Raw genomic sequence first — 24,792 nt, 5'->3', positions numbered from 1 at the left:
AATAGATTGTTAACCAAAGGGCAATGAGATTTAGCCAGGTAAGACCAGTAGAAACTTCTTTAATTTCAGAAAGAAGCTGGATTTTTCGGCTGAGAGAAAACGAAACAGGGAGCCGCATCGGGCTCCCTGTCAGGATGGGGCGGGATCGCTCAAGGCTCCCGAAAAGGGCTGCACGCCCGCCAATGCCGGTGGCAGCCTGCCATTGCCATCAAAAGTGGCGCCGGATTACTCCCACAGCCGGGTCGGTACCACCAGCAACACGGTACGCTGGCCGATGGCCACGTTGGCGTTGGGGAACACCACTGCCTCCCGCGGTTTCTCTACCGTGTAGCGCAGCTCGCCATCCTCGGCCAGCACGAAACCCTGGGGAAATTCGGTGAAATTGTCCACATCGCTGGCAAACAGGAAACGAAACTGCTCCGAGCGCTTGTTGATCACCCGGTCGATGGCAAAGATGGTGAAGTCATCCGCCCGCCAGGGTTCCAGCACCACCTCGTCCCGGGTCACCAGATCCTGCAGCGCCTGCCGGGTTTCGATGAAACGGGTCATGTCGTTCTCGCCAAACGGGCGCACCTTGCCCAGCTCCACCGTGAAGGCGTGAGCACCGTGGCGGTGGGAGCTGTAATAGCTGAAGGTGGTGGTGGGGCCGCTGGAGAGCAGAATGGTGCGCACGCCGCAGGTGCCGAGAAACTGCACCTGCTCCTTGCAATGGGGCCGCTCGTGGGGGAAGGGATAGACGGCAAATTTCTCGTGACGCGAGCCGCGAATGGCAGTGTGCAGGTCGTAGTGGTAGCGCGGTCTGGCCGGATCGGCGAAGAAGCGGCTCACATACTGCTCGAGGCGCATGGCGCGGATCCGCTCCTGGTTGCACAGCCCCTCCCCCTTGCTGTGGGCACCGGAGAAGAGCCGGTTCATGTTCTCCTCCACTTCGCGCACGCCCAGGTTCATGGCCGCCGGGTTGCCGAACAGGAACAGCACCCGGTGACGGGCCCTGAGCTCGCCACTGAGCAGGCGGCTCAGCAGCTGGTTGCAGATCTCGATGGGGGCCGTCTCGTTGCCGTGGATGCCGCAGGAGAGCACGATATCCTTGCGCCCGCCCGGCAGGTCGCCGGCGCCGCTGGCAGGCTCCAGGCAGAGCACCCCCGTATCCCACACACTCGCGCGAGCACCATCCGGCAGATCAAACGAGAACGGCTCAAGCTGCCACTCGTGGCGGCGAGTCAGGGCCAAAAAGTCATGCTGGGGAATCATCCATCTCACCCTTTTGTCAGGAACGCTTGGCCGGATTATACGCAAGGCCCTCGGGCTTAAAATCAATTTTTAAACAAATTCAAACAGTAATGTTACAAGTGTGGGAGGGAGGAACATCACGAGGGAACAAAAGGGGTCGGCTACAGGCCGTGAGAGAGGGAAACGGGTACAACGAAGAGAACGGGCCCAGGCAAACGGGGCTGTCTGTCACGCCATGGCGGCGCTGGCTGGCAACAGTGAGTCAGCAGTAAAACGAGGCATCCTTGCCCGGCAGATCAACCACGCCAGAACGGCTTGGTGGTCTCTTGATAGCGATCGGCTTCGTTCAGACCGATGTCCTTGAGCAGGTACTCGGGCAGCTCGGAGAGCTGGCGACGGCTGCGGCTGCGTTCCAGCCAGGTCAGTACGGTCATTTTGACGCGAGCAGCCAGATTCAGTTGGCTGGAATGCTGGTAACCGGCTTCGGTATAAGTCATGTTGGCCATGATGTGGCTCCTCTTTACGATGTCTGCGCGGGGTGCGAATTTGTTGCGCAAAGCTTAGTCAGGGGGGGTAGCCGACTCAATTGACGAATTTTGATAGCAGACATTATTAAAACTAATGGTTGATGTCGTCATGAGCATGAATCTAACGCATTGATTAATAACAACTTAATTGTCTTTTCGTCTGTACAGAATACCCTGCAGCATATTCTCCTGCATGGATCCCTTCTAACTATGCAGTTTCCTCTACTGGCTATGCATTCACTGTGGGCACAAGCAAGGCGGGCAACCTGGCCTTTACATTCAGTTGTTAACCAAGCGATCTTTTATTGATCCTTTATTAACAGCTAGATACAAAGATTTTACCCTCAAATGACTCCGATCTTTTGTCCCTCTCCAACCCCCCTGGAACGCAGGCACTTGGCACCCATGCCGCAGGCTGATATGGTTATTTATACAGTACTTTCACTGCCCTGCGATCAGCCCATTCACCAGGGCTGACAGGGGCAAACACAGGACATGCCGATGGAGACATTTACCCCCACAGCCGCCTTGCGCCAGCAGATGGAGCGGCTTGAACAGGCGCTGGACAGCCTGGCCGCGCAGCTGGAACAGCTTGAGTTGCTGGAGGCCCACGTCTATCCCCTGCCCGCCGTACCGCAAGGACAGGAGCATGAGCCCATCGAGCAGATCGAGGTAGGCTATCTGGGCGAAGAGTCCGCACTGGCCGCGACCCTCAGCGCCTATCGGGATCACAGTGCCCGCCCCGGCTGCTCCACCAAGGCCACCCACCGCCTGCCGGGCTGGCTGCGCTTTCCTGCCGCCTGTGCCCCCCTGCTGCGGCCGCTGATCGATGAGGTCAACGGGTGCAAGCTCGCCTTCAAGGCGCTGGTGCAGCAGGCTGGCGGGCGGGATGAGAAGTTCGAGCTGGTACACAGGGCGCTGCCCGGGGTCATTACCCTGCAGGTCTATCGCAAGCTGACTTGGCTTGAGGGAGAGCTGCACTCGCTCGGCTTCACCTGGGCTGACAAGCAGAGCATCAGCCGGCTCAGCCGGGAACAGGTGCTGGAGATGCTGGAGCGCAGCCGCCGCTATATTCCGGCGCTGTCGAACAATGAGGAGTGGAGCAAGATGGTGGATCAGGAGGTGTACGACATCCGCCGCCTGCCAGCGGACGCTGAGCTCAGGATCCGCCGGCCGGTCAAGACCCACCCGATGATCAACCTGCTCTGGCAGGACCGGGAGCCTCGCAAGCAGCAGCTCAAGGCGAGCCTGCCCCTGCTGCTCTGCTCGGACACCCAGCCCGCCGTCACCCACCTTGGCCACTACCCGCCCAAGCTGCGCCAGGCCCGGCGGGATCGCAAGATTGGCGGCGAGCCCATCATAGAACGGCTGCATCTCTACCTCTATCAGGGATAACCGGCCCGAGCGGCTGTGTGGCCCCGCCCAGGCGTCACGTGCGCCAAACGACAAGCCAAACAACACGTACCAAACAACAAGGGGAGCATCATTGGATGCTCCCCTTGTCTGTTGCCCGAGTCAGCTGATCGCCATCAGCTCATCAGCAAGGCCCGCAGGCTCTCTACATCCAGCCCGCGCACTTCCGACTGGCCGCTCAGCAGGCCGTCGGCCAGCGCCCGCTTCTCATCGTGCAGGGCGACGATCTTCTCCTCCACCGTCTGCTCGCACACTAGGCGATAGACGGTCACCGGCTGGGTCTGTCCCATGCGGTGGGCCCGATCGCTCGCCTGATCTTCCACCGCCGGGTTCCACCAGGGATCCAGGTGCAAGACGGTATCGGCCTGGGTCAGGTTGAGGCCCGTGCCCCCCGCCTTGAGGCTGATCAGAAACAGCGGCACCGCCTCGTGGCGAAAGCGCAGGATGGACTCCTGCCGTGACTTGGCCGAACAGCCGCCGTCCAGGTAGCAGTAGTCCCACTGCTGCAGCTCGATGCGGGCCCGCAACAGGCTCAGCAGATCGACGAACTGGCTGAACACCAGCACCCGATGACCATTGCCGATGGCCTCCTCCAGCAGCGCCATCGCCTCGTCCAGCTTGCTGCTGGCCTGGGACCACTCCGGCATCACCAGCTGGGGCGAGCAGCAGAGCCGGCGCAGCCGGGTCAGCCCGCTCAGCACGTGCATCAGGGCGCGGCCGTCGGCACTTTGTACCTGCTGCACCACTTCGCGCCGGGTTGCCTCGTAGAGCTGACGCTCTTCGGGGGAGAGGCTGATGTGATGAATGATCTCGGTCTTGTCCGGCAGCTCGGTCAGCACCTGCTGCTTGAGGCGGCGCAGAATGAAGGGGCTGATCACTGCTCGCAGCAGCGCCATGTGCTGGGGATCCTTCACCGCCTTGCCGAAGCGGCGCTTGAACTCGCCGAGGCTGCCGAGCAGACCGGGGTTGATGAAGGTGAACAGGCTCCACAGCTCTCCCAGGTGGTTCTCGATGGGCGTACCGGAGAGGGCGAGCCGAAAATCGCCGTCCAGCTGGAACAGCAGCTTGGCCCGCTGGGTACCGGCATTTTTGATCTGCTGCGCCTCATCCAGCACCATGGAAGACCAGCGGCGGGCCTTGAGCGCCTCCGCCAGACTGCCGAGCATGCCGTAGTTGAGCAGGATGATCTGGCCCGCCTTGGCTTCACGGATCATCCCTTCCCGCTCGGAGGGGTTGTCAAACACCACCACCTCCAGCTCAGGAGCGAAGCGCGCGACCTCCTCCTGCCAGTTGGTGACCACTGACTTGGGTACCACCACCAGCGCCGGGCCCAGATGCTGGCGCATGCGCAGCACGATGAGCGCCTGCAGCGTCTTGCCAAGGCCCATGTCGTCGGCCAGACAGGCGCCAAAGCCGTGGTGGGCCAGGGTCGCCAGCCAGCGAACCCCCTCCTTCTGATAATCCCGCAGCGGCCCCATCAGCTCGGCCGGGCACTCCACCTCCTGTTGCCACTCCTGTTGCAGGGAGTGCCAGGCGGCATCCCCCTCGGTGGTGATGACGGAGAGCAGGCGGGTCAGCGGGTAGGCCAGCTTGTGATTGATGCGCTGCTCTTCGTCGAGCATGGCGCCCAGCATGGTGAGCCGCTCTACCAGCTTGTCGCTCAACATCAGGCTGGTCTTCTCGTCCAGCTGAACGGTGCGCTGACCCGGGGTCAGCTGGCGCAGGATGAGGCGCAGGTCGAGGATCTGGTGCTCATCAAGCGAGAGCGCCCCCTCCACCTGGAACCAATCCTGGCGCCGCTCGATCCGCAGGCTCAGGGCGGCTTCATCGAGGCTCTTCAAACGCGCGCTGTCCTGATGCCAGTGAATGACCACGCCGGCATCCACCAGCTCCGGCAGGGCGTTGACCAGCGCCAGTGCCTGCTCTCCTTCAAGTCGCCACTCGCTGCCGGGCAACTCGATGGGCAACTGGTTGCGCAGCCGCTGGGCCTCGTCCTTCTCGGCCGCCAGATCCCGCTGCCAGTAGTGATAATCCTTGATCCCCTGGCGCACGATGGCCTCGCCCTTGCCAAGGGGCTGCGGCGGCAAGTCGTCGAACCGGGTCACCAGCCGGACCGCCAGCTGGCCATCCTGCCAGTCGAGCTGAACCGAGGCCACGCCGGGCCAGGGAGCCAGCTCGGCATTGCCGTGCAGGCCCGCCACCTGGCTGTGCCAGGGCAGCCCCGCAATGCCGTCCAGAGTATGCTGCAGTTCCGCCAGTCCCTCGGCCGGCAGCAGCGGAATGGCCTCCAGCGCGGGCAGCCGGTCGAGCAGCGGCTGCGGGGTGAGGATGAGCTGCCACAGATCCTGCGCCAGCGGCAGTATGTGGGCCCCTCGCGCCGCGGCAGCCGGGCTCAGCACGGCGCTCATGCCCTGCTCGGTGGCCACTATCTGCAGCAAGGGTGCCGTGATGGCCAGCTGCAGCTTCTGCCCTCTGGCATTGAACAGGCGGGAATGGTTGGCAAGAGGGGCCCACACCTCGCGCGGCAATCGCCCAAGCGTGCGCGGCAGCGTGCGGACCAGCACCCAGTCCTCCTCGTCGAGCAGATTGGCGTACTGGGTGGAGAGCAGGGTGGGATCGACCCGGCGCCCGGCAGTCCACTCCCCCTTGGTGCTCTGTTTCTGGATCTTGCACTCGAGTTCGGGCCCTTCCGCATGCAGCAGCCAAACCAGCCGCTCCTGCGGCTTGCGCACGCCGCTGGCGCGCCCCAACCCTTGCAACCAGTTAAGCCAGCTGGCGGAGGCGGGCGTCTTGTCCTCGGTGTCCTGCTCGTCGGCCTCTTGCTCACCGCTGGCGGCACGCAGTTGCTGCAGCGGCGGCTGCTGCGCCCCCTGCCCCAGCAACAGCCGCAGCAGATCCTGGCAGAAGGCCATCAACCTGTGGCGGGGCGCGGCATCCAGCACGTGGGAGAGATCCCATTTGTGCAGGATGGCCACCTGGGGGCTCTGCTCCCCATGCCGGGCAAGGGCGCAGAGATCGAGCCAGAGGTAGCCCCAGTGCAGCTCTTCCGGCGGCAATTGCAGGGTATCGAACAGCCCGACCGCCTGGCCGTGGCGATCACCCGCCCACTGCCCCAGCAGATCCGCCAGCAGCGGAAACTGGTTGGCCAGGCTGCGCTGCCACTTCTTGCGCTGCTCGCTGGCGAGCACGGGATCGGCCTGCTGCAACCAGCCAAGCCAGAGCAAGGCACTGAAGGTCAGTGGCCACTTACCCTGCCCATCCTCTTGCCCCTCCTGCGCCTGCCAAGCCCCAAGCGCTGCCAGCAGGCGTTCGGCCAGGGGCTGCTCTCCTCCCTGCTCCGCCAGTTGTTGCAGGGCGGGCCAGTGAGTGTTTGCTTTCCCGCTCAGCTCGCCACAGAGCCACTGCCACTCGGCAGCAAAGCCATCGCTCAGCTTGGCCAGCTCGGCGGCACACTCTCCGGCCGCCTGGGCCAGCGGCCACTGCTCATGGGGCTCGGCATCCAATAGCGTTTGCAGGGCGAAGTGCTGCAGCATCAGCCGCTGCCACTGGGGGCTCGAGCCTGCCAGCAACCGATGGGCATCGGGCAGATCGAGCAGGCTCAGCAGATCGGCCGCCAGATAGTAAGCAGGGGCTTGTCCGGCCTCCCCCAGACAGAGCTCACGCACCAGCGCCTGTGCCATCTCCTGGCCGGTGACCGACGGCACCCGCGCCCAGTTGGGCATGGGACAATCGCCGCGGCGTACCGCCAGGATCAACGCCAGGGTTCCCTCTGCCGTCAGACTCCACTGTTGCTCCCCACGCAGCCGCACCAACCCCAGCAGTTGCAACTGACTCAACTTGTCGAGCAGGGCCTGCCCAAGCGGCAGCTGTTCTTGCAAATAGCGGGTACTGGCAGTGCGCTGCAACTGCAGCTCACCGAGCAGGGCATAACAATCTGAAGAGAGAGTGGACGCAGACATCGAGACTCACGGGCAGGTGCAAAAGCGGAATTTTAACGGGAAAGCGACGGCGGCTCGACCCTTAACGACGAAATAACGCAAAAAAGCTGCGGCATCCCGGTCAGGGGCGGGCCAGAGGCAAGGTGGGGCTAGGGGGTTCAGCGGATGGAGATGACAGAAAAGGCACATAAAAAAAGGCGCCTGGGCGCCTCTTGATGCACATATTGCCAGCGCGTCAGCCTTCCAGCTGCGCCAGACGCTCGGCCAGCACCTGCAGCTGCGCCTTGAGGCTCTCTACCTCCTCCTCCAGCGCCGTCAGTCGATCCGCCGCGGGCGAGGCATAACTGCTGGCGGGGGCCGCCTCGGCCAGCGCCTGCAGATCCACTTCGCCACTGAACAGGTGGGCGTAACGGGACTCCCGCTTGCCCGGCTCGCGCGGCAGCTTGACCACGTAGGGCCCCTGCTCGGCCAGCTTGGCCAATACTGCATCGACCTGGGTCACGTCGTCGAAGCTGCACAGGCGGTTGGTGCGCGAGCGCAGCTCTCCCGGCGTCTGCGGGCCACGCAGCAAGAGTTCGCAGATAATGCCGAGCTCCTGGGCCGTGAACTTAAGCTCGCCGAACTCGGTGTTGCAGAAGCGGTGCTGATAACGGGGAACCCGGGCATTGAAGCCGGCGGTATTGACCACCAGCCGCTTGCGGATCAGCTCATCCACCACGGCCCGGATGTCGAGCTCGGACAGCTCCAGCACCGGCTCGCGGTTGCTCTTCTGGTTACAGGCATTGACCAGCGCATTGAGAGAGAGGGGGTATTGATCCGGGGTGCAGATCTCTTTTTCGATCAGACAGCCGATCACGCGGGCCTCCAACGGGCCAAGCACTAACTCCATTTCATACTCCCTACTGAACAAGACGTTGAGGCCACTATCTTAGCCATGGCGCCTCTGCCGTCCAGCAGCGGCCGCCATTTTTGCGAGGCGATGGGGCAGTTGATGAAACATCGCGCAGCCTGCCGGCCCCACATGGCCTCGACAGCCGCTATCAGGCCGAGGGTTTGCGCTCCAGCGCCGTGGCCACGGAGGTGGCGGCCGAGCCGGTCAGCAAGGGATCACCCGGATAGAGCGCCAGCGCCTCGCGGCGCAGTGCCCGGGCCTCCTCTTTTCGTCCCAGCGCATCCAGCGCGATCACCATGTTGGCGTAGATGTTGGCTCGCGGCGTGTGGTGCACAAATGCCTGACCCCACTCTAAATACGCCTCCAGCTCTGCGTGATTGTTGGCCTGCAAGCCCACCATCAACCGCACCGAGTTGACGTCAAACTCGACCCGGGTCAACCAAGCCATGGGATTCACGACGTCGAGCAGCAGGGTCGGTTCCTTGTAGCCGCCGCGCTCGTACTTGGTGACCACCCAGGCGGTATGAATGGCGGTCAGCATGAAGGGCACCACCAGCAGGGGAATAATGATGGCCACGAAGCGCAACAACAACCAGGGGCGATAGACATACTCGCGCCAGCTGGCACGGCCCGAAGCCTGCAGCCCCTCCTCCACTTCTGCATCCAGCACATACACCAGCAGCAGCAGGGCCCACCACAGGGCGATGGCGTGATAAAGCGGATACTCGGTCTGGGTGTGCAGCAGGATGGGGGTCACCAGGGCCAGTAACGCCGCTCCCTTGACCCAACCGGCCTTGAGCACGCGCCACAACAGAGCGCCGCCCATCAGCACCATGCCGATCATGGGGGCCAGCCCCCCTTCCACCGCCCAGTAGAGGAACTCGTTGTGGGGGTGATCGAGGTTGTAAATAACCATGCCGATATTTGGATCTACTTGCCGGGCCTCTGTGTAGACGTGGAAGAATGTGGATTCAAATCCACCATACCCAACCCCCAGTAACCAATGTTGAAGGAGTAAATGCAAAGTAAAGGGCCAGATATCTGACCGGGCCCCACCGGAGAGATATTCATTCATCCCCCGCTCGACACCTGACACCCAATACTGGGAAGCAAGCCCGGCAGCGACACTCAGTAGAACCAAGCCGAATATTCGCACCAACAGACCTTGTCGATGTAGCTGTGGCGCGAGCAGGATCAACGCCAGTAGCCCCCCCAACTGCCCCACCCGAGATTGCAGCGCCACCAGCAGCAGGCTGGCCGCCAGGATCACCCCATAGCGCAGCCCCTTGAGCCAGGGGTTTGCATTACCGCGCAGTTCCAGCCAGCCGGCCAGCACAAGCCCGGTCGCCATGAAGGTCGCCATCACATTGGGTTGTTGAAAGATGCCGTAGGGGCGGTTGGCGCGGGTGTCATACCCCAGCCAGTTACCCGGGATCAGCAGGTAGTACTGCACCAGGCCGAGCAGCGCCTCTATGGCCACCGCGCCCAGCAGCAGATAGAGCAGCTGGTCACGAGACGCCCGCACCAACTGCCACTGATAGAGACAGAACAGAAACAGCAGACCGGCAAACAGCCCCAGCAACCGGGGAATGGCGTAATCTTTGAGGTCAAAGCCGGGATAGGCCATGGGCAGCAGCAGCAGCAACGCCCCCAGCCAGAGGCAACCCTGCAAAGAGGAGAACACCAGCCGCTGCTGTAGCGTCACCTGCCACAGCCCCAGACCGATGACCAGGCTGGCGAAGATCCACCCCCAGGCATTGAACGGCAGATAGAGCCCGGCCCCACCGGGATTGTGCATGAAAAAGTGCATACCCAACAACCAATAAACAACAAAGAGTACACCAAACACGCCATTTATGTTTTTAATCATCATGCATTCCTAGCATAATTTCTGCAGATTACCATATATCTTGGGTAGATAATAAAAGGCTATGTCCCAATTACGTGTTGCATAGGGCGCCCCAGCGCCTCATGCAAGCAACGTGAGATATTCACTTCCCGCCCATAGCGTTCCAACATCCTTCGCCAGCCTAGATAATTCCTCAGATAGTGGGTCGCGACCCCATGGAACCGCTCCATCCACTCCTTCAATCGCCTGTGGTACCCGTTCACATGTTGGATGTGATATGCACCCACCACCCGCTCTCCCGCTCGATTGCGCACCACTTGGTGTGTTATCCCCAGTCCCTCGCTGAAACTCGCATACACCCCGGCACCATCGCTGCACAGGACGGCATCCGGGGCGATAAGCGGCTCAAGCACCACCTTCACCGCCTTGGCATTCAACTGTTCCAACTGGAAGTCAGCCAGGTGGCCTGCCCGGTCTTGCACCACCATCACCGGGATGTAATCCGGCCCTGTGCCTCGGGTACGGCCTTTGCCGCCACGCTGGCGGGCCGGGCGGGGCAACCCGCGCTGTCCTTTGAACGACTCTAAAAAGAAGGTCTCATCGACCTCGACGATACCCTCTTCCCGTACCGCCTGGTGGCTGGCCATGGCCTTCAGGAAGCGGTGACGCCACAAAAAGGCGGTGTTTTTACCGACCCCACAGCGGAGCGCCGCCTGCCGGACGGTCAGACCGTCGATGAGGGCCTGTGCATAATCTTCCCAGCACTGTGGCTTGCCAAGTCGGGCGAGAGGCGTGTTGGTGAGCACGGAACTGGTGCGCAAGCACTGCTTGCAGCGATAACGGCGCAGCCCTCGAGACCAGCCCCAGGGAGCCAGTTGTGTGGCCTCGGCCTGACAGTGAGGGCAGCATTGGCATGCGGGAAGTTGAGTGGCCAACGAGGTGATGGGGTGAGGGGTGGTGAGTTCATGTTGCGCGAGACGACGCTGACGCAAAGTGAGCAATGGGAAGAGGGACAGTAGATGTTGAAAGGCTTGGGTATCCATGATGGCGGCCCTCAAGGTGATGACCTACTTCAAGGTTAGCCTTTCAACACATAACTGGGACAGAGCCTAATAAAAGGGCGAGCAGTTTGCAACTGCTCTCTCTGTTTTATAAAGAAAGATCTAAGCCCTATGGCGACTTTCGATTACTGCAACTCTGTCAAACCGTAAAGACCACTCTTGCGGCTCAACATTTGGCCTCCGTCCCGTGTCAAAGGAACCCAGCCAATGCTTCCTTTCGCGGTTGTTGGTTTGAGCAGCATCAAATCAAAAGGTATCGTGACATAAATACCTTTGGTAAAGCTACCTTCACCATACTCATCCGCAGAGACATCTGTAAATGTTGCATACCCCCCCAGGATAACGCCTGAATCAAACCGTTTGGAGAAGTCGAATGTAGCACCTTTGTCACCAGCCAAATACTGACCAACGGCGATTTTGGCGGTGACATTACTCATGAATGGTAACTGCCAATACGCAGTAATATGCCCGGTCATTACATCATAATCAGCCATTTTCAGGGTATTGTTCCAGTCACGCTGTTTTACCCAGTTTGCATCAACGCCAATGGCCCAAGTCTTACCGTATGGACGATAGAGCACCTCACTCCCTACGCCGGCATACATCATCTCCAAATATCCACCATAAGCTTGCCCGTACCAATCTTGAGTAAGTGGTTGCATATGGGTTAACTGTAAGTTGTTGAGTAATACATTTGAAGAATCTACATACTCACGAATCCACGTACGAACTCGTGGTAAGGCTGCGCCATCTGAAGGAGGAGCTTTATAATTGAACTCATCGTAGTTATTCACCAGATTGACAAACAGCGTACCTTGCAAGCTGTTGTTTTTATTTATACGCCAATCGGCATTTGTGTTAATGCCTAACTGATACATATAGAAAGACTCTGCACCACCAAATGATTGCGTCAGATCTGGATCAAAAGAATATGAAATAGCTTTGCGCTCAGCTGCATAGATGGGTTTCCCCTGAATTTTTCTTGGTGTCTGTATTGTTGATTTTTCATGCTGTTCCTCTCCCAATACCTGTACCACATTTGCACGACGAACAGATGGAAGATCGATACTGGTCTCTTGTAACTGGAAGTTCGCCTTACGTTCAACAACATTCAGCTCATCGACCGTCCCCGGCAAATAATTAGCTGCTAACAAAGAGGTTCTCTTTATCGCCTCGCTCTTATTGCGATACTTGCTCTGCTTACCGATGACAGTCACAGAATTGGTGGTTGTGTAAAACTCTGTATCCTGCCAACCAGCATTCTCTTTCAAATCGGTAGTTAGCGCCTTCCACTTCACATCAGTCATGGTGGCAGGAACTTGGTCAGGCTGATAAATGGGTCTCGGCTGGTCAATATGAGCAGGTTTCATATCATTAAAGTTAGTCCGAAAAGTCACCCCCCACATCAAGGTGTTTCCTCTCTGCCAGCTTAGATGGCTGTCCAGATTTTCGAAAACGCGGTACACAGCCCCGACATTCCAAGGTGAATCTTGATAAATATGGCCAGCGAACTCCTTGCTATAATCATTGCCATCATATTCCAGCTTCAACCTGAGTGGCAGCCATGGCGTTTGATATTCAACACCGCCAAAGAGTGCTGCCGGCCCATGAAACAAGCTATCCAACTCAAATTTACCACCATTACCAGAGAAGCTATTATTTCTTTGACACCAGCTATCTTTATACTCACAAAATGGGTTTTTAATATTACCACTTTCGGCCATATTTCCCCAGCCGATACCGATAGTAAAATCAAATGGTCCATACCGTTTGCTAGCTGTCACAAATTCACTATCAAAGAGCCCCGTACCCATTAGATCTCTAAAGCCTACAGACACTTGTGGCAGATAGTTAGATTCTTGCCAAAGACGGAACTTGAAATCCATCCCTTTGTCTTTATAGGTTTGATCACCACTAAAATCTTCGTGGGGGCTGTACTTTTTTGTTCTTACATCGGTATATCTCAGTGTTGCTTCAAACCAGTCAAATGGCTGCGCAGAGATAGACCATCGACGATATTGGTCATTATCAACATAGTTAGCACTGAATTCACCTGTTTTGGCCATTCGTGCAGTAGGCATTTGAAGCAGACCCGCACCACCAAAGTCACCTTGCGATGGGCCATAAGGATCAAAAACTGATTCAGCAGCGCACACAGCTCCAGAAACAACCCCAGAAACAAAAAGCGCAATATAATTAATTTTAGGCGACATTATTCAGGCACTCGATTAGCAAGCAAGCTAGCAATACGAATATTGATATCTCTATACTGCTCAGGCAAAATGTCAGGATTAAAACCGACAAACAGTGTAGCACCAGCCATTGGTTCTCGATGTAGCTGATTCCAGTTAGCCACAGGAACACGACTGATAGTACTATCAGGCTGGATCAGAAATGCTTCACTTGGCTCAGCCCCAGCTAACAAGCTGTAACCCTGCCAATAGCCAGCCAAACTAGCACCAGACTGTAAAGGCTGTTTACTACGACCATTAATCAATCCTACGAAGTAGATAAAATCAGGTCTTGGAGCAACAAAAAGCGTGTAGTTCCCTTTCAACAGCGGATTACCTTCAGGGTCAACTCTAGTCTTGGCTGGGTCTAAAAGTACTGGTAAACGACCACTGATAGGAATTCTATCCAGCTCTTGTAGTAACTGCTGAGTTGACTGGATCAATGCGCCTTTGTCGCCCTCTCGCATCCAAAATACCTGGAGAGCTTTAAGATCCTTTAGCAATTGTTCTTTAGTCACCTGAAATGCCGCTATGGTCTTTTCATTCGCTATTTGTGCAGTACGCCAATAGATATTATTGGGCAATTTAACATTAAATAACAGGTCTGCAAGTCTGGCTCCATCATGGAGCTCAATCTTTGCTGTAGCATGACGTTCAAAAATCACGTCTACATCAGCTTTAGCCAAAGCAAAAAATGGTATGAGACCGATAATAAGGTATCTTTTCATAATGCAAACGGCTTTAATATTGTCATTTCAATCACCGGTAAGTTCGGCCCCAATTGCTGCTGGCTTTTTAATATTCTGCCAGTACCATGTTCAAACCAATAATAATTATGCCAAGAGTTCTGACCCTGTCCGACACTGACCAATTCATCAATCAGCACGACATCATGTGATTTATCAAGAATTAACAATTTTTCCGGTACAGCAGATATAAACTTAGCCTGTATGTTATACCCACTCACATAATCCTTTTCCCATTCGGCAGTATACTGCCAAGACATAGCATCTAGGTTCAAAGATTTATCAGGTGCATTTACCATTTTTTGCAATGGATCAGGCCAAGATGATGCCACTAAATAGAGATCATTTTCCAAACCCAATGTCTTGTGCAGTCGACCTGATTTGGTAACAAAAAGCTTATTATCAGAGCTCACCCAGCTCAATGAACCATCAGGATCTGCAAACGCAAGCACTACCAATGCCTGTGGATTATCACCCACTCGCAGATAGGCGCTGGCATAAGGTAATTCACGTACTTTTTCAGACGTAACCTCCACATCATCCACTCCCAAAAGGGCATAGCGGAGAGTTGCATAGGTATCCGAACTGGTGGCAGAACAGCCACACAAGAGTAATAACCCCAAAGACATAAACAAACGAAGAGAAAACATAGCTGGGTTACTCAGTGGAATGGGAAAATAATTGCAAAGCGACAAAAATAAGGCTGCCAATGTGGCAGCCTTATTACAATATCAAACAACTTATTTAGTAGCAGTTGTTGTGTTAGTGCTGGTACTGGTGGAGTCGTCATTGGCATTAGCCACAACAACTGCCGCCAGTGCGGCAACACCAACGCCAACAGCAACTGCGGCAGTGGTACCAATAGCAGCGCCAGTGGCAGCGGCGCCACCAGCAGCACCACCGGTGCTAGCAGCACCTGCAACTTCTTCAGCTGCTATTGCATTTGAAGAGAGAACCAACATAGCAGCCAGAGTCAAAGCTGATTTTTTCATTACAAATTTCCTTATTTACACATGACTTAAAGCACTAACAGGATATCTTGAAACAGAGCAATTGGCCAGTGTGAGTCGCTCAGATGAGCCCTCTCATCAGTGACGAGGTGAACAACCGATTACATGGCGTACCAGTACAATCATAACGCCTAACATGCCGCCAAGCAGCGTCCCCAATGCGGCGATCAACGCACGTTTGGGTTTCGCTTTTTCCTCGGCAACTACGGCAGGATCAAGGGTTTTAAAAACGTACTCTTGATTTACTTCAGTCAACATCAAGGTTTTGGTCTGATCCTCGATCAGCTGGTAGAACACCTTTTGCATATCTGCGACAGGGGTTTTCTCAAGCTGTGCTTTTAGATAGGCAATGTTACGTGTCGCATCAGTTTGATCCCGCACCTTCATTGCCTCATTGAGATCAGCTACCAACCAGTCAACCCACTGCTTCGCAGACTCGGGGGAGTAGTACTCCACCGCCACCGTAACCAATCCTGATTTTGCATCCAGACTGATACTTGCAAGTGCGCGAAATGCCTTAACCAGCTCCCAATCTGTTGGTTCCACGGACTTGCCAGGAGGCATTTCACGCACCCACTTTTTGCCGGCGACATCGTAGGTATCTTCATCAATCACCAATTCACCAGTCGCCTTGTCTGCTTTAGTAACAGCCATCAACGGCACTTCCAACTGATGTTGGCGGATAAAATGACTTAAGAATTGACGGGATTTCCCAATTTCGACCGCAATAGCCATCTTGTCTGGACCACCGCCACCACTGAGATTTACACCAGCCAAGCTAGCAAGACCGCCAAATTGGGCAGCCATGGCGGCAAGTCCACCTCCTTGCTGCTCCGTAGATGGGGCAAGCAAAGCCTCTGAACGATAAATATTTGGCAGTGAGAGTGCAAAGATGACAGCTATTACCGCACCAACCAAGGTACTGGCGACTATCCACCACTTACCACGCCAAAGCGCCGCGAATAATTCACGCAAATCGATTTCATCTTCCTTCCCTCCGTTTATTGCCAAGGTTAAAGGAGGATATTCTTTTACTTGTGCCATAACAAACCAGATCTCAGAAGAGTCAGGCGGCCTTCACCACCTGACTGAATGGGTGACCAAATAAACGATGCAATTACTTGATTGCACTCCACGCGACACCCAGTTGATAGAGGACCTGTGTTGCAGAGGTCATTATACTCAGGTTATCCAGATAATCAGAATCAACTGGTACCACGATGGTATCACCCGGCTCCAAGCTCTTGCGACCACCAAACCAGCTATCACCTGGCAGCATCACGCTACCATTGGCCTTGATCACGTAAATACGGTCGGTATCAGCCTGCTTCTTGGTTCCCCCGGCACGACTCAGGTAATCATTGACACTCAGGTTCCCATCGTAAACATGGGAAGAGGGGAATTGCACCATCCCCTGAATAGAGACCACATTTTGTAACGCAGGCACATAAAGCTTGTCGCCATCTTGCAGCATCACATCAGCCTGCTTGTCTCCAGACAAAATCGCTGGCATATCGATAGTCATACGACCGACAGCCTTGCTGTTTTCCAGCTGATTAACCACCGTCATCGCCTCTGCAGGCGAGCTGTTGTAGTTAGCAATACTGGATTGACGACGCAGTGTCATGGTCGCAATCTCTTGCTTGAGTTCATCACGCAACAAAGCGATGCGTTCTGCTTCCTGTTTACGCAGCGCTTCACGAGCAAAGACAGCACCATTCGGATTGGCATAGGGAGTAATACCACCGACACGCTGGATCAAATCCTGCAAACGTTCTCCACGACGCACCGTATAGGTTCCAGGATACTTCACCTCGCCAAACACCTGTACGGTAGCCTCTTCACGCCATTGGGGATGAGGCAACACGTTCAAACTGTCTTTTGATTGCACCAAAGGCGAACCGGTGACCCGATTTGCGGTTGCCAAATCCAGACGCTGATTTTCAATTGCAATATCATTCCCTCGCTCACTCACGCGAGATAACTCAATCACATTCGCCTGTTCGTTAAACCCGCCCGCGGCCATGATCAAATCATGGGTTCGACTATAAGGCGTCAAGGGATAGACCCCCGGATATTTAACCTCACCACGAACTTCAGCAATCTGTACCGGTTTACCTTGTGCTGCTTGAGCTTTCAAACGCTCAATAACCGGAGCAAGCAAAGCTTGACGAGAGGCACCAACTAACGCCTCAGTCTTAGTCGTATTAGACACACTAGCCAAAGTCATCTTATCTTCTTTAGCCAATTGAGCACGACTAACATCAGCACCTGTACTGTCGTCTACCTCATTGGCTTGCTGCTCAATGCGCTGGTTAGCCTGATTGTCGATACTTGTCGAAGAGCTCTGAGAGCTCGCCACCTGCTTCAGTCGGTCGGTTGCATCATTGCTAAAAATAAGCACCTGATCACGCGGCCTCAAACGAATGTCATCCTCCCCGCCCGGAATTTGCAATGCACGGCCCAGATTGAATTGCAATACCTCGATATTACGTTGGGCATCCACTTCACGCACAACCAAGGCATAATTCAAGTCAGTGACCGATGTCAGATCGCGGTCGGCACTTTGTAACACACGACTGATCCGTATTCCAGGCTGAAAACTGAAGACGCCTTCACGAACTACGGCACCTTTCACCACGATCGCCTGGCTATATTCGGTACTGCTCGGCTTGACCGTAACTTTGTCACCATCACGCACGACAAACTGACGATCATGCTGATTTGACAAGTTCAGGTTAAATACCCGCATCCCGGTTTCACCGTAACGGGTCACCGAAACCTCTTTGAGTGCAGAAGCCTTCATGCCGCCCGCCAACCCAAGCACATTAACCAGGGCTGCAGGGCCGCCCAATTCATAAATAGCGGGGCGTTTAACCAAACCATCGATACTAACCTCACTGCCTTTGGCAGGAATAAACACCGTATCACCAGAGCGCAGACGGATATCCTGGCTGGTGTCGCCCCAGATCAACATTTTGTAGAGGTCAACATCGATCACTTTTTGCCCTGCACGCTTGACCTGGATCTTGCGCAACGACCCTACCGTATCGATACCGCCAGCGGCTTGCAAAGCCTGGGTCACGGTAGCCATGCCATTGACGTTGTAAGCACCGGGTCGATAGGCATCACCCATCACAAAAACCTGCATAGTGCGCAGAGCGCCAAAACTGATAAACGCCTCTACACCAATTTTTTGCTCTTTGATCCGGTTTTCCAGTTCACTGCGTAGTTGCTGGAAAGTCTGACCACTGGCTGCAATAGGGCCAAGGGAAGGGAAATCGATAAATCCCTCACGGCCAATCGCTAGGGTAAAACTTGCATTCTCCTTGCCATAGAGCTGAACTCGGATCTCGTCACCCGGCCCCATCACATAGTCATCAGCAACAGGCATATCCACTACGGGCGCATCGGTGAGCGGTTCCCCCGCAAAGACGCTATAACCAAAAGGCTGCAACGCCCCCTCTTGCGCCACGCCTGCAACCAAAGGCCGCTGGGACTCTTGGCTGTAATCCACTTCACGTGGAGCAGCTACAGGAGCAGTTTTGACCGGAGTGACACTGCTTTGGCTGGTACTCCCTCCCAATTGGGACGGGTCGATACCATACTGGGCAGCCAGCACCTGCTGCTGGGCAGGAGATAATTGTTTAAATTTGGCCATCATCTCGGGCGTAATTTGTGGCGCAGCCATAAGCGGCAAGCCCATCAAAGCCAGTGAGATAAGCAATCCCTTTTGTTTCATTTTTAGTTATTCCACCCAAGACCCATAAAAATCAATACCATAATAACCATGAGCAAAAACAACGGCATGGTAGCATAAAACACTAACAAAATCATATCCAAGTGAGTAGAATTAAAACGCCTATGCTCAACCAAAAAAATCACGCCCCATCGGATCGACGAAAGGCATGCCGGACCAGCACAATTACGACGCCCAGCATGCCACCCAGCAGGGTAGCCAATACAACAATTAGCGGGCGCTTGGGTTTGTCACAAGTAAACGGTTCTTCCGGTGAATCGATTATATTAAAAGACTGAAAATCAGCCTTTTTAAGTTTCAACGCTTTTAGACTACTTAATTGCAGGCGAATTTTTCCTAATTCAGGATTAAGCAGTTCAGGATCTTTAATCTCATTCAATATTTTAAATTTTTCAGCTAAGCCTTTCGTTCCTAACTGAATATTGAAAACCTCTTGGCTATCAATCCGCTCAAGAGGCTGATCTACACCAGCAGCCTTACTGATACGCAAACTATATCCAACCCGCTGAAGTTCTTCCTGCCTTTTTAGTAATGTATCAGCTTTGACACTGTCATATTGTGCAGCCAGCGTTTTTATTCTGTTTTGCCATATGGATTGCAACTCTGCATTTTTGCGTTTGAGTTGCTGCTGTTGAACAAATTCTATATACTTTTCTAGTCTCTGCAGAGCAAGCTCAGGCGTTTCAGCAGAGACATTTAAAGTTATATCTTGGCTTGTTTTATCCAGATCCTTAGCAGATATGGTATCAGCTAACTTACTCATTAACACAAGTTCACTGCGCTTATCGGATACTCCTGATTTCTCCATCTCGGCTGCGTAGACACCTTCTTGCGTCAAAAACGCCCGCTTATTATTCATGCTGTTAAAAGCTGAGATAAAACTTTTGTAAATAGCGGATTGCTCAAGCGAGGAAAATACAGCTGTCGATGGAGGGACCCCGTTGCTGGACATGATTGCTTGTATTTTGTCCACAGCTAATTGTAGTTCCGCTACTTGAGAAACTGACGGCTCAGAAATAACAGCCTGACTGGTCCATACCTGACGCGCAGTCATGGCGTAAACAATACCCGCGACAGCAAACGCACCGGTCACCAACAATATAAGTACTTTTTGATGCCACAACACAAGTAGCAGCTCTCGCAGATCGATCTCGTCTGATGCAGATATATGTACCAACTGATTTGGAATAACTGGCGTTTTATTGCTCATATCTCTCTCTTGTTATCAATATTAAAAATATTACGATTGGAGCACTCTTAAAGTACCGCAACAAAACAGGGGGCCAGGCGATCTTTATCCGATAGCAATAAGGGTCGCTGTTCAGATAATGGCCACTGAATAGCCAAATCAGGACTATCCCATCGAATTACTGCTTCATCATCGGGATGATAATAATCTGTACATTTATAAAAGACATCTGCAGTCTCGCTTAACACATAAAAGCCATGGGCAAAACCGGGAGGGATCCACATAAGTTCACCTCGCACTGCATCCAGTATATGGCCCACCCAATGACCATAGGTCGATGATGCAGGGCGAATATCTACCGCCACATCAAAAATTCGGCCAGTGATCACATGAATTAATTTACCTTGAGGATGTGAGCATTGGTAATGCAATCCTCGCAAGGTACCCCCAACTGAACGGCTCAGATTATCCTGAACAAAAGAATAATGCCCACAATAATGTTCAAACTCTTTCTGGCGAAAAGACTCACGAAAATCACCACGATGATCAGAAAATATTTCTGGCATCAATATCATTACGTCTGCTAATTGTGTAGCCTTAAATATCATTAACACATCACCAACATTTAAAACGCCTTGGGCGTTGATTATTCACATCAATGAGGTGGATTCAACCCCTCACTGATATTTTCCTGACTGACCAATCGCCCCCTTCATGCACCACCACTCATCACATGTATATTGTTCAGGGCAAACGGCAACAATCCTGACTCCAGGAGGCCCTGACAAGTGATTTACTTGCCCAGGATCTCGGTCAACATCCGCGCCACACCGACGGTCCAGTCCGGTAGCACCAGATCGCAGGTGCGCTGGAATTTACTGGTATCAAGGCGGGAGTTATGGGGGCGTTTGGCCGGGGTCGGGAAAGCGCTGGTCGGCACCGCATTGAGCTGCGTGACTGCCAATTCAACCCCAGCCTCTCTGGCTTTGGCAAACACCAGCTGGGCGTAGTCAAACCAGGTGGTCGTACCGGAAGCAATCAGATGGTACAGCCCGGCAACGTCGGGTTTGCTCTGCGCCACGCGGATCGCATGGGCGGTGCAATCGGCCAGCAATTCGGCACCAGTCGGGGCGCCGAACTGGTCATTGATGACTGACATCTCGCTACGCTCTTTGCCAAAACGCAGCATGGTCTTGGCAAAGTTGGCGCCGCAGGCGGCATAGACCCAGCTGGTACGGAAGATCAGGTGACGGGAACAAAGCGCGGCGCCTTGCTCACCCGCCAGCTTGGTTTCGCCGTAGACGTTGAGCGGTGCGGTCGCATCGATTTCAACCCAGGGGCGCTCACCGCTGCCATCGAACACATAGTCGGTGGAGTAATGCACCAACCAGGCACCCAATCCTTCCGCTTCTCTGGCAATCGCCACCACACTGGTGGCGTTGAGCAGCTCGGCAAACTCACGCTCGCTTTCGGCCTTGTCGACTGCGGTGTGGGCTGCGGCGTTGACAATCACGTCCGGCTTGACCAGACGTACCGTTTCGGCCACCCCTGCCGGGTTGCTGAAATCGCCGCAATAGTCAGTCGAGTCAAAATCAACGGCTGTGATGCGCCCGAGCGGCGCCAGTGCACGCTGCAGCTCCCAACCGACCTGACCGTTTTTGCCAAACAGCAGAATATGCATCAGGCACGCTCCCCATCGTTCTGTTCAATGGGAGAATAATACTGCTCAATCCAGGACTGGTAGGCGCCGCTCTTGACGTTGTTGACCCACTGCTGGTTATCCAGATACCACTGCACAGTTTTGCGAATGCCAGATTCGAAAGTTTCTTGCGGTTGCCAATCCAACTCGGCGCTCATCTTGCTGGCATCAATGGCATAGCGGCGATCGTGGCCGGGACGATCCGCCACATAGGTTATTTGCTCGCGGTAAGAACCCGCTTTGGGCACCATCTCGTCAAGCAGATCACACACGGTATGCACCACGTCCAGATTCTGCTTCTCGTTGTGACCGCCGATGTTGTAGGTCTCTCCGACCATGCCCATGGTCACTACCTTGTAGAGTGCGCGCGCGTGATCTTCTACATAAAGCCAGTCACGAATTTGGTCACCCTTGCCATAGACCGGCAGCATTTTGCCATCCAGCGCATTGAGGATCACCAGCGGGATCAGCTTCTCGGGGAAGCGGTAAGGACCGTAGTTGTTAGAGCAGTTGGTGACGATGGTCGGCAAGCCGTAGGTACGGCGCCAGGCACGCACCAGATGGTCACTGGAGGCTTTGGAGGCCGAATAGGAGCTGCTCAGATCCCCATACACCTCATCGGTGGAGATATGGTGGAAGCTGTGCGCCTCGTCCAGACCATTCCAGTAAGCGCGAGCCGCTTCCAGCAACATATAGGTGCCAACGATATTGGTCTCGATAAAGTCAGCAGTACCAGTGATGGAGCGGTCAACATGGCTCTCGGCAGCCAGGTGCATCACGGCATCCGGCTGGTGCAGGGCAAACACCCGATCCAGCTCGGCGCGGTTGCAGATATCCACTTGCTCAAACGCATAACGCTCACTCCCGGAAACATTGGCCAATGATTCTAGGTTGCCGGCATAGGTGAGTTTATCGAGATTGATCACGGAATCCTGGGTATCACGGATGATATGGCGCACCATGGCTGAACCGATAAAGCCTGCGCCACCGGTAACGAGAAGTTTCAACATATATGGGCGAGAATCTCTATGAGGTCAACTGACAAAACATGGTTGGAAGTGCCCCCTGACAGGCCATTTTCCGTGATGAGAGCAGAGGATACTCTCGACCAATACTGGCCATTGATGATGGACATGTCGTCCTTCTGGCCATCATCTGGCCATCATCTGGCCATCATCTGGCCATCATCTGGCCATCATCTGGCCATCATCTGGCCATCATTCACAGGAGGTCACGGGGCATGCCATAAGACAAGTCGCTTAATGCATTGGCTGATGACTCTCTGAATTAAGAAAATCAATGTCCTCAACCACACTCAGGCACGGTTCATACGGCAAAGTGTTTTTTGCCTGCCACACCAGATCACAGATCCCGTCAGTGGGATTAAAACCGGTCGGCATACTTAACAGCAGGCTACGGATCTGTTCATGATCAAAGCGGAAACACGCGCTATCAAGCTCGGCCAAAAACACCCGTAGTTGTGGCCAAGGCAACATTAACTCAGAGGCTTTCATAATTCGGGGGTGGGCCGTACCCTCAACCTGCTCGCCAATTAGCAGCTCTTCAAACAGCTTCTCGCCAGGTCGCAAACCGGTGATCTTCACTTCAATATCGCCAGAGGGGTGCTTGTCACTCTTGAGCTTCAGGCCACTCAAGCGGATCATCCGGTGCGCCAAATCAATGATCTTGACCGGCTCACCCATATCCAACACAAACACATCTCCACCCTGCCCCATAGCACCCGCTTGGATAACCAACTGCGACGCCTCAGGAATGGTCATGAAATAACGAATGATATCGGGGTGGGTCAAAGTCAAAGGGCCTCCATCGCGGATCTGCTTGCGAAACAGTGGTACAACAGAACCAGACGAGCCCAGAACATTACCAAAACGCACCATACAAAAGCGGGTTTGTCGCTGTGCGGCAGCCAACGATTGCAGCACCAGTTCGGCCAATCGCTTGGTGGTGCCCATGGTGTTAGTGGGGCGCACTGCCTTATCAGTCGAAATCAACACAAAGGTTTCAACCTTGGCCTTGATAGCCGCCTGTGCACAATAAAGGGTTCCAAACACATTATTGCGCACCCCCTCAACCACGTTGTATTCAACCAGTGGGACATGCTTATAGGCAGCTGCATGATAAACCGTCTGGATCTGGAAGGTGCTCATCACCGCTTGCAAACGATGTTGCCGCTGCACCGACCCCAACAATGGCATTATCTCAACCTGCAACCCTTCTTGTTGGCTGATTTCTTGCAGCTCTTTATCAATGGCATACAAGCCATATTCAGACAGCTCAAACAACACCAGTTGCGCGGGCTTGCAACGGATGATCTGGCGACACAATTCAGATCCGATAGAACCGCCGGCCCCAGTCACCATCACCCGCTTGCCAGATATGTTGGCATTGATCAGCTCAGGAATTGGGGCAACCGCATCACGCCCCAACAGGTCTTCGATACTGACCTCTTTAAGCTCATCGATATGAGCATTCCCCTCAACCAGATCCGCCATACCAGGGATAGAGAGCACTTCACATGGGCACTGTTCCAGTCGGTTAATTACCGCTTGCCTGACACTACGTGAAGCACTTGGCATGGCCAACAAGATCTTTTTAATATCGAAGCGCTCGATCAACGTCTCGATAGTGTCGGTGCTGTAAACATTGACGCCCTGGATCACGGCTTTCACCAAAGCGGGATCATCGTCGACAAATGCCACAGGTAAGTATTCCTGCCCTTGATTCAACGCCAACTGCAACTGCCGCCCAGAAGATCCTGCACCGTAGATCAGCACAGCAACCCGTTGTTGGCCACTGCGTTGAACCAGTGCCCGAAAAAAAAGCCGCACACCACCTATCAGCAACACCGAAAAAGCAAAATAGATCACCGATACCGTTCTAGGAAGTGGAACATCCATAAAAAACGCCAGCATGACCAACGACATTGTGGACAGTAAAACGCCGAGTGATACCGTCCACAACACCTTGAAACCGACGTAGCGTAAAACCGCGCGATACAGCCCCAACCGCATAAAAATCACAATGGTGATCGGCAGCAACAACGCCAGCATTTGCCAGTGCAACACACTCTGCAATGGAATATTGGCATCAAGACGCACCCAATAACTGCCCCAGAAAGCCAACGTTAACAACGTTAAGTCAACAAGGACACTAATAATACGTTTATATAGCCGTGGCATACCAATAAAAGTCGTCAACATAAATTCACCGTGCTATGTAAATGGCG

At 54.5% G+C, this 24,792-nt stretch carries 18 protein-coding genes; 1 reads left to right on the top strand and 17 read right to left on the bottom strand.

All coding sequences use genetic code 11. The features are described from left to right. Positions 1 to 225: 225 nt before the first annotated feature. Complete coding sequence (gene astE / locus OKC44_RS05650) at positions 226 to 1,251, bottom strand: succinylglutamate desuccinylase (protein ID WP_270811519.1); 1,026 nt, start codon at positions 1,249 to 1,251, stop codon at positions 226 to 228. Between the two features lie 275 nt (positions 1,252 to 1,526). Further along, positions 1,527 to 1,736 (bottom strand): DUF1127 domain-containing protein, encoded by a 210-nt coding sequence (locus tag OKC44_RS05645; protein WP_011706670.1) that lies wholly within the window; start codon positions 1,734 to 1,736, stop codon positions 1,527 to 1,529. 522 nt (positions 1,737 to 2,258) lie between these two features. On the opposite strand from OKC44_RS05645, the gene OKC44_RS05640 reads away from it, so the two are divergent. After that, entirely contained in the window at positions 2,259 to 3,152 is an 894-nt protein-coding gene (locus OKC44_RS05640) for a DNA replication terminus site-binding protein (RefSeq protein ID WP_270811517.1), read from the top strand. A 134-nt stretch (positions 3,153 to 3,286) separates the two neighbouring features. Here the strand turns inward: OKC44_RS05640 and OKC44_RS05635 are convergent, their stop codons facing one another. The 15 genes from OKC44_RS05635 to OKC44_RS05565 all read right to left on the bottom strand — a co-directional run bounded on the left by OKC44_RS05635 (position 3,287) and on the right by OKC44_RS05565 (position 24,766). After that, on the bottom strand, positions 3,287 to 7,129 hold the full coding sequence (locus OKC44_RS05635; RefSeq protein WP_270811515.1) for a DEAD/DEAH box helicase: 3,843 nt from the start codon (positions 7,127 to 7,129) through the stop codon (positions 3,287 to 3,289). A 214-nt stretch (positions 7,130 to 7,343) separates the two neighbouring features. Then, positions 7,344 to 7,997: a YceH family protein gene (locus tag OKC44_RS05630; RefSeq protein ID WP_043121705.1), complete on the bottom strand. Its 654-nt coding sequence runs from the start codon at positions 7,995 to 7,997 to the stop codon at positions 7,344 to 7,346. Between the two features lie 151 nt (positions 7,998 to 8,148). Then, positions 8,149 to 9,870: a PglL family O-oligosaccharyltransferase gene (locus tag OKC44_RS05625; RefSeq protein ID WP_270811512.1), complete on the bottom strand. Its 1,722-nt coding sequence runs from the start codon at positions 9,868 to 9,870 to the stop codon at positions 8,149 to 8,151. 59 nt (positions 9,871 to 9,929) lie between these two features. Continuing rightward, the gene (locus OKC44_RS05620; protein WP_270811511.1) at positions 9,930 to 10,892 is read right to left on the bottom strand and encodes an IS1595 family transposase; all 963 of its coding nucleotides are present in this window, start codon (positions 10,890 to 10,892) and stop codon (positions 9,930 to 9,932) included. A gap of 143 nt (positions 10,893 to 11,035) precedes the next feature. Next, complete coding sequence (locus OKC44_RS05615) at positions 11,036 to 13,123, bottom strand: YjbH domain-containing protein (RefSeq protein ID WP_270811509.1); 2,088 nt, start codon at positions 13,121 to 13,123, stop codon at positions 11,036 to 11,038. Beyond that, entirely contained in the window at positions 13,123 to 13,869 is a 747-nt protein-coding gene (locus OKC44_RS05610) for a capsule biosynthesis GfcC family protein (RefSeq protein ID WP_270811508.1), read from the bottom strand. The genes OKC44_RS05615 and OKC44_RS05610 overlap by 1 nt, the downstream gene beginning before the upstream one ends. Beyond that, on the bottom strand, positions 13,866 to 14,597 hold the full coding sequence (locus tag OKC44_RS05605) for a YjbF family lipoprotein (protein ID WP_270811505.1): 732 nt from the start codon (positions 14,595 to 14,597) through the stop codon (positions 13,866 to 13,868). Before OKC44_RS05605 ends, OKC44_RS05610 begins: the two co-directional genes overlap by 4 nt. 30 nt (positions 14,598 to 14,627) lie before the next feature. Further along, on the bottom strand, positions 14,628 to 14,879 hold the full coding sequence (locus OKC44_RS05600; RefSeq protein ID WP_073350927.1) for a hypothetical protein: 252 nt from the start codon (positions 14,877 to 14,879) through the stop codon (positions 14,628 to 14,630). Positions 14,880 to 14,975: 96 nt separating this feature from the next. Then, on the bottom strand, positions 14,976 to 15,941 hold the full coding sequence (locus OKC44_RS05595; RefSeq protein WP_270811501.1) for a Wzz/FepE/Etk N-terminal domain-containing protein: 966 nt from the start codon (positions 15,939 to 15,941) through the stop codon (positions 14,976 to 14,978). Between the two features lie 73 nt (positions 15,942 to 16,014). Next, the gene (locus tag OKC44_RS05590; RefSeq protein ID WP_270811499.1) at positions 16,015 to 18,639 is read right to left on the bottom strand and encodes an SLBB domain-containing protein; all 2,625 of its coding nucleotides are present in this window, start codon (positions 18,637 to 18,639) and stop codon (positions 16,015 to 16,017) included. A gap of 139 nt (positions 18,640 to 18,778) precedes the next feature. Continuing rightward, positions 18,779 to 19,867, bottom strand: coding sequence for an LPS O-antigen chain length determinant protein WzzB (locus OKC44_RS05585; protein WP_270811498.1), 1,089 nt, complete (start codon positions 19,865 to 19,867; stop codon positions 18,779 to 18,781). A gap of 47 nt (positions 19,868 to 19,914) precedes the next feature. Then, entirely contained in the window at positions 19,915 to 20,454 is a 540-nt protein-coding gene (rfbC, locus tag OKC44_RS05580) for a dTDP-4-dehydrorhamnose 3,5-epimerase (RefSeq protein ID WP_270812129.1), read from the bottom strand. Positions 20,455 to 20,639: 185 nt separating this feature from the next. Continuing rightward, positions 20,640 to 21,527: a dTDP-4-dehydrorhamnose reductase gene (rfbD, locus tag OKC44_RS05575; RefSeq protein ID WP_270811496.1), complete on the bottom strand. Its 888-nt coding sequence runs from the start codon at positions 21,525 to 21,527 to the stop codon at positions 20,640 to 20,642. Continuing rightward, positions 21,527 to 22,552 (bottom strand): dTDP-glucose 4,6-dehydratase, encoded by a 1,026-nt coding sequence (gene rfbB, locus OKC44_RS05570; RefSeq protein WP_270812127.1) that lies wholly within the window; start codon positions 22,550 to 22,552, stop codon positions 21,527 to 21,529. Before rfbB ends, rfbD begins: the two co-directional genes overlap by 1 nt. Before the next feature lie 252 nt (positions 22,553 to 22,804). After that, complete coding sequence (locus OKC44_RS05565; RefSeq protein ID WP_270811494.1) at positions 22,805 to 24,766, bottom strand: polysaccharide biosynthesis protein; 1,962 nt, start codon at positions 24,764 to 24,766, stop codon at positions 22,805 to 22,807. Positions 24,767 to 24,792 lie beyond the last annotated feature (26 nt).

This window comes from Aeromonas sp. S41-2 (assembly GCF_027705845.1).
GTDB lineage: Bacteria > Pseudomonadota > Gammaproteobacteria > Enterobacterales > Aeromonadaceae > Aeromonas > Aeromonas hydrophila.
Note: the sequence above shows the minus strand (reverse complement) of the source record. Positions and strands in the feature narration are given on the sequence as shown.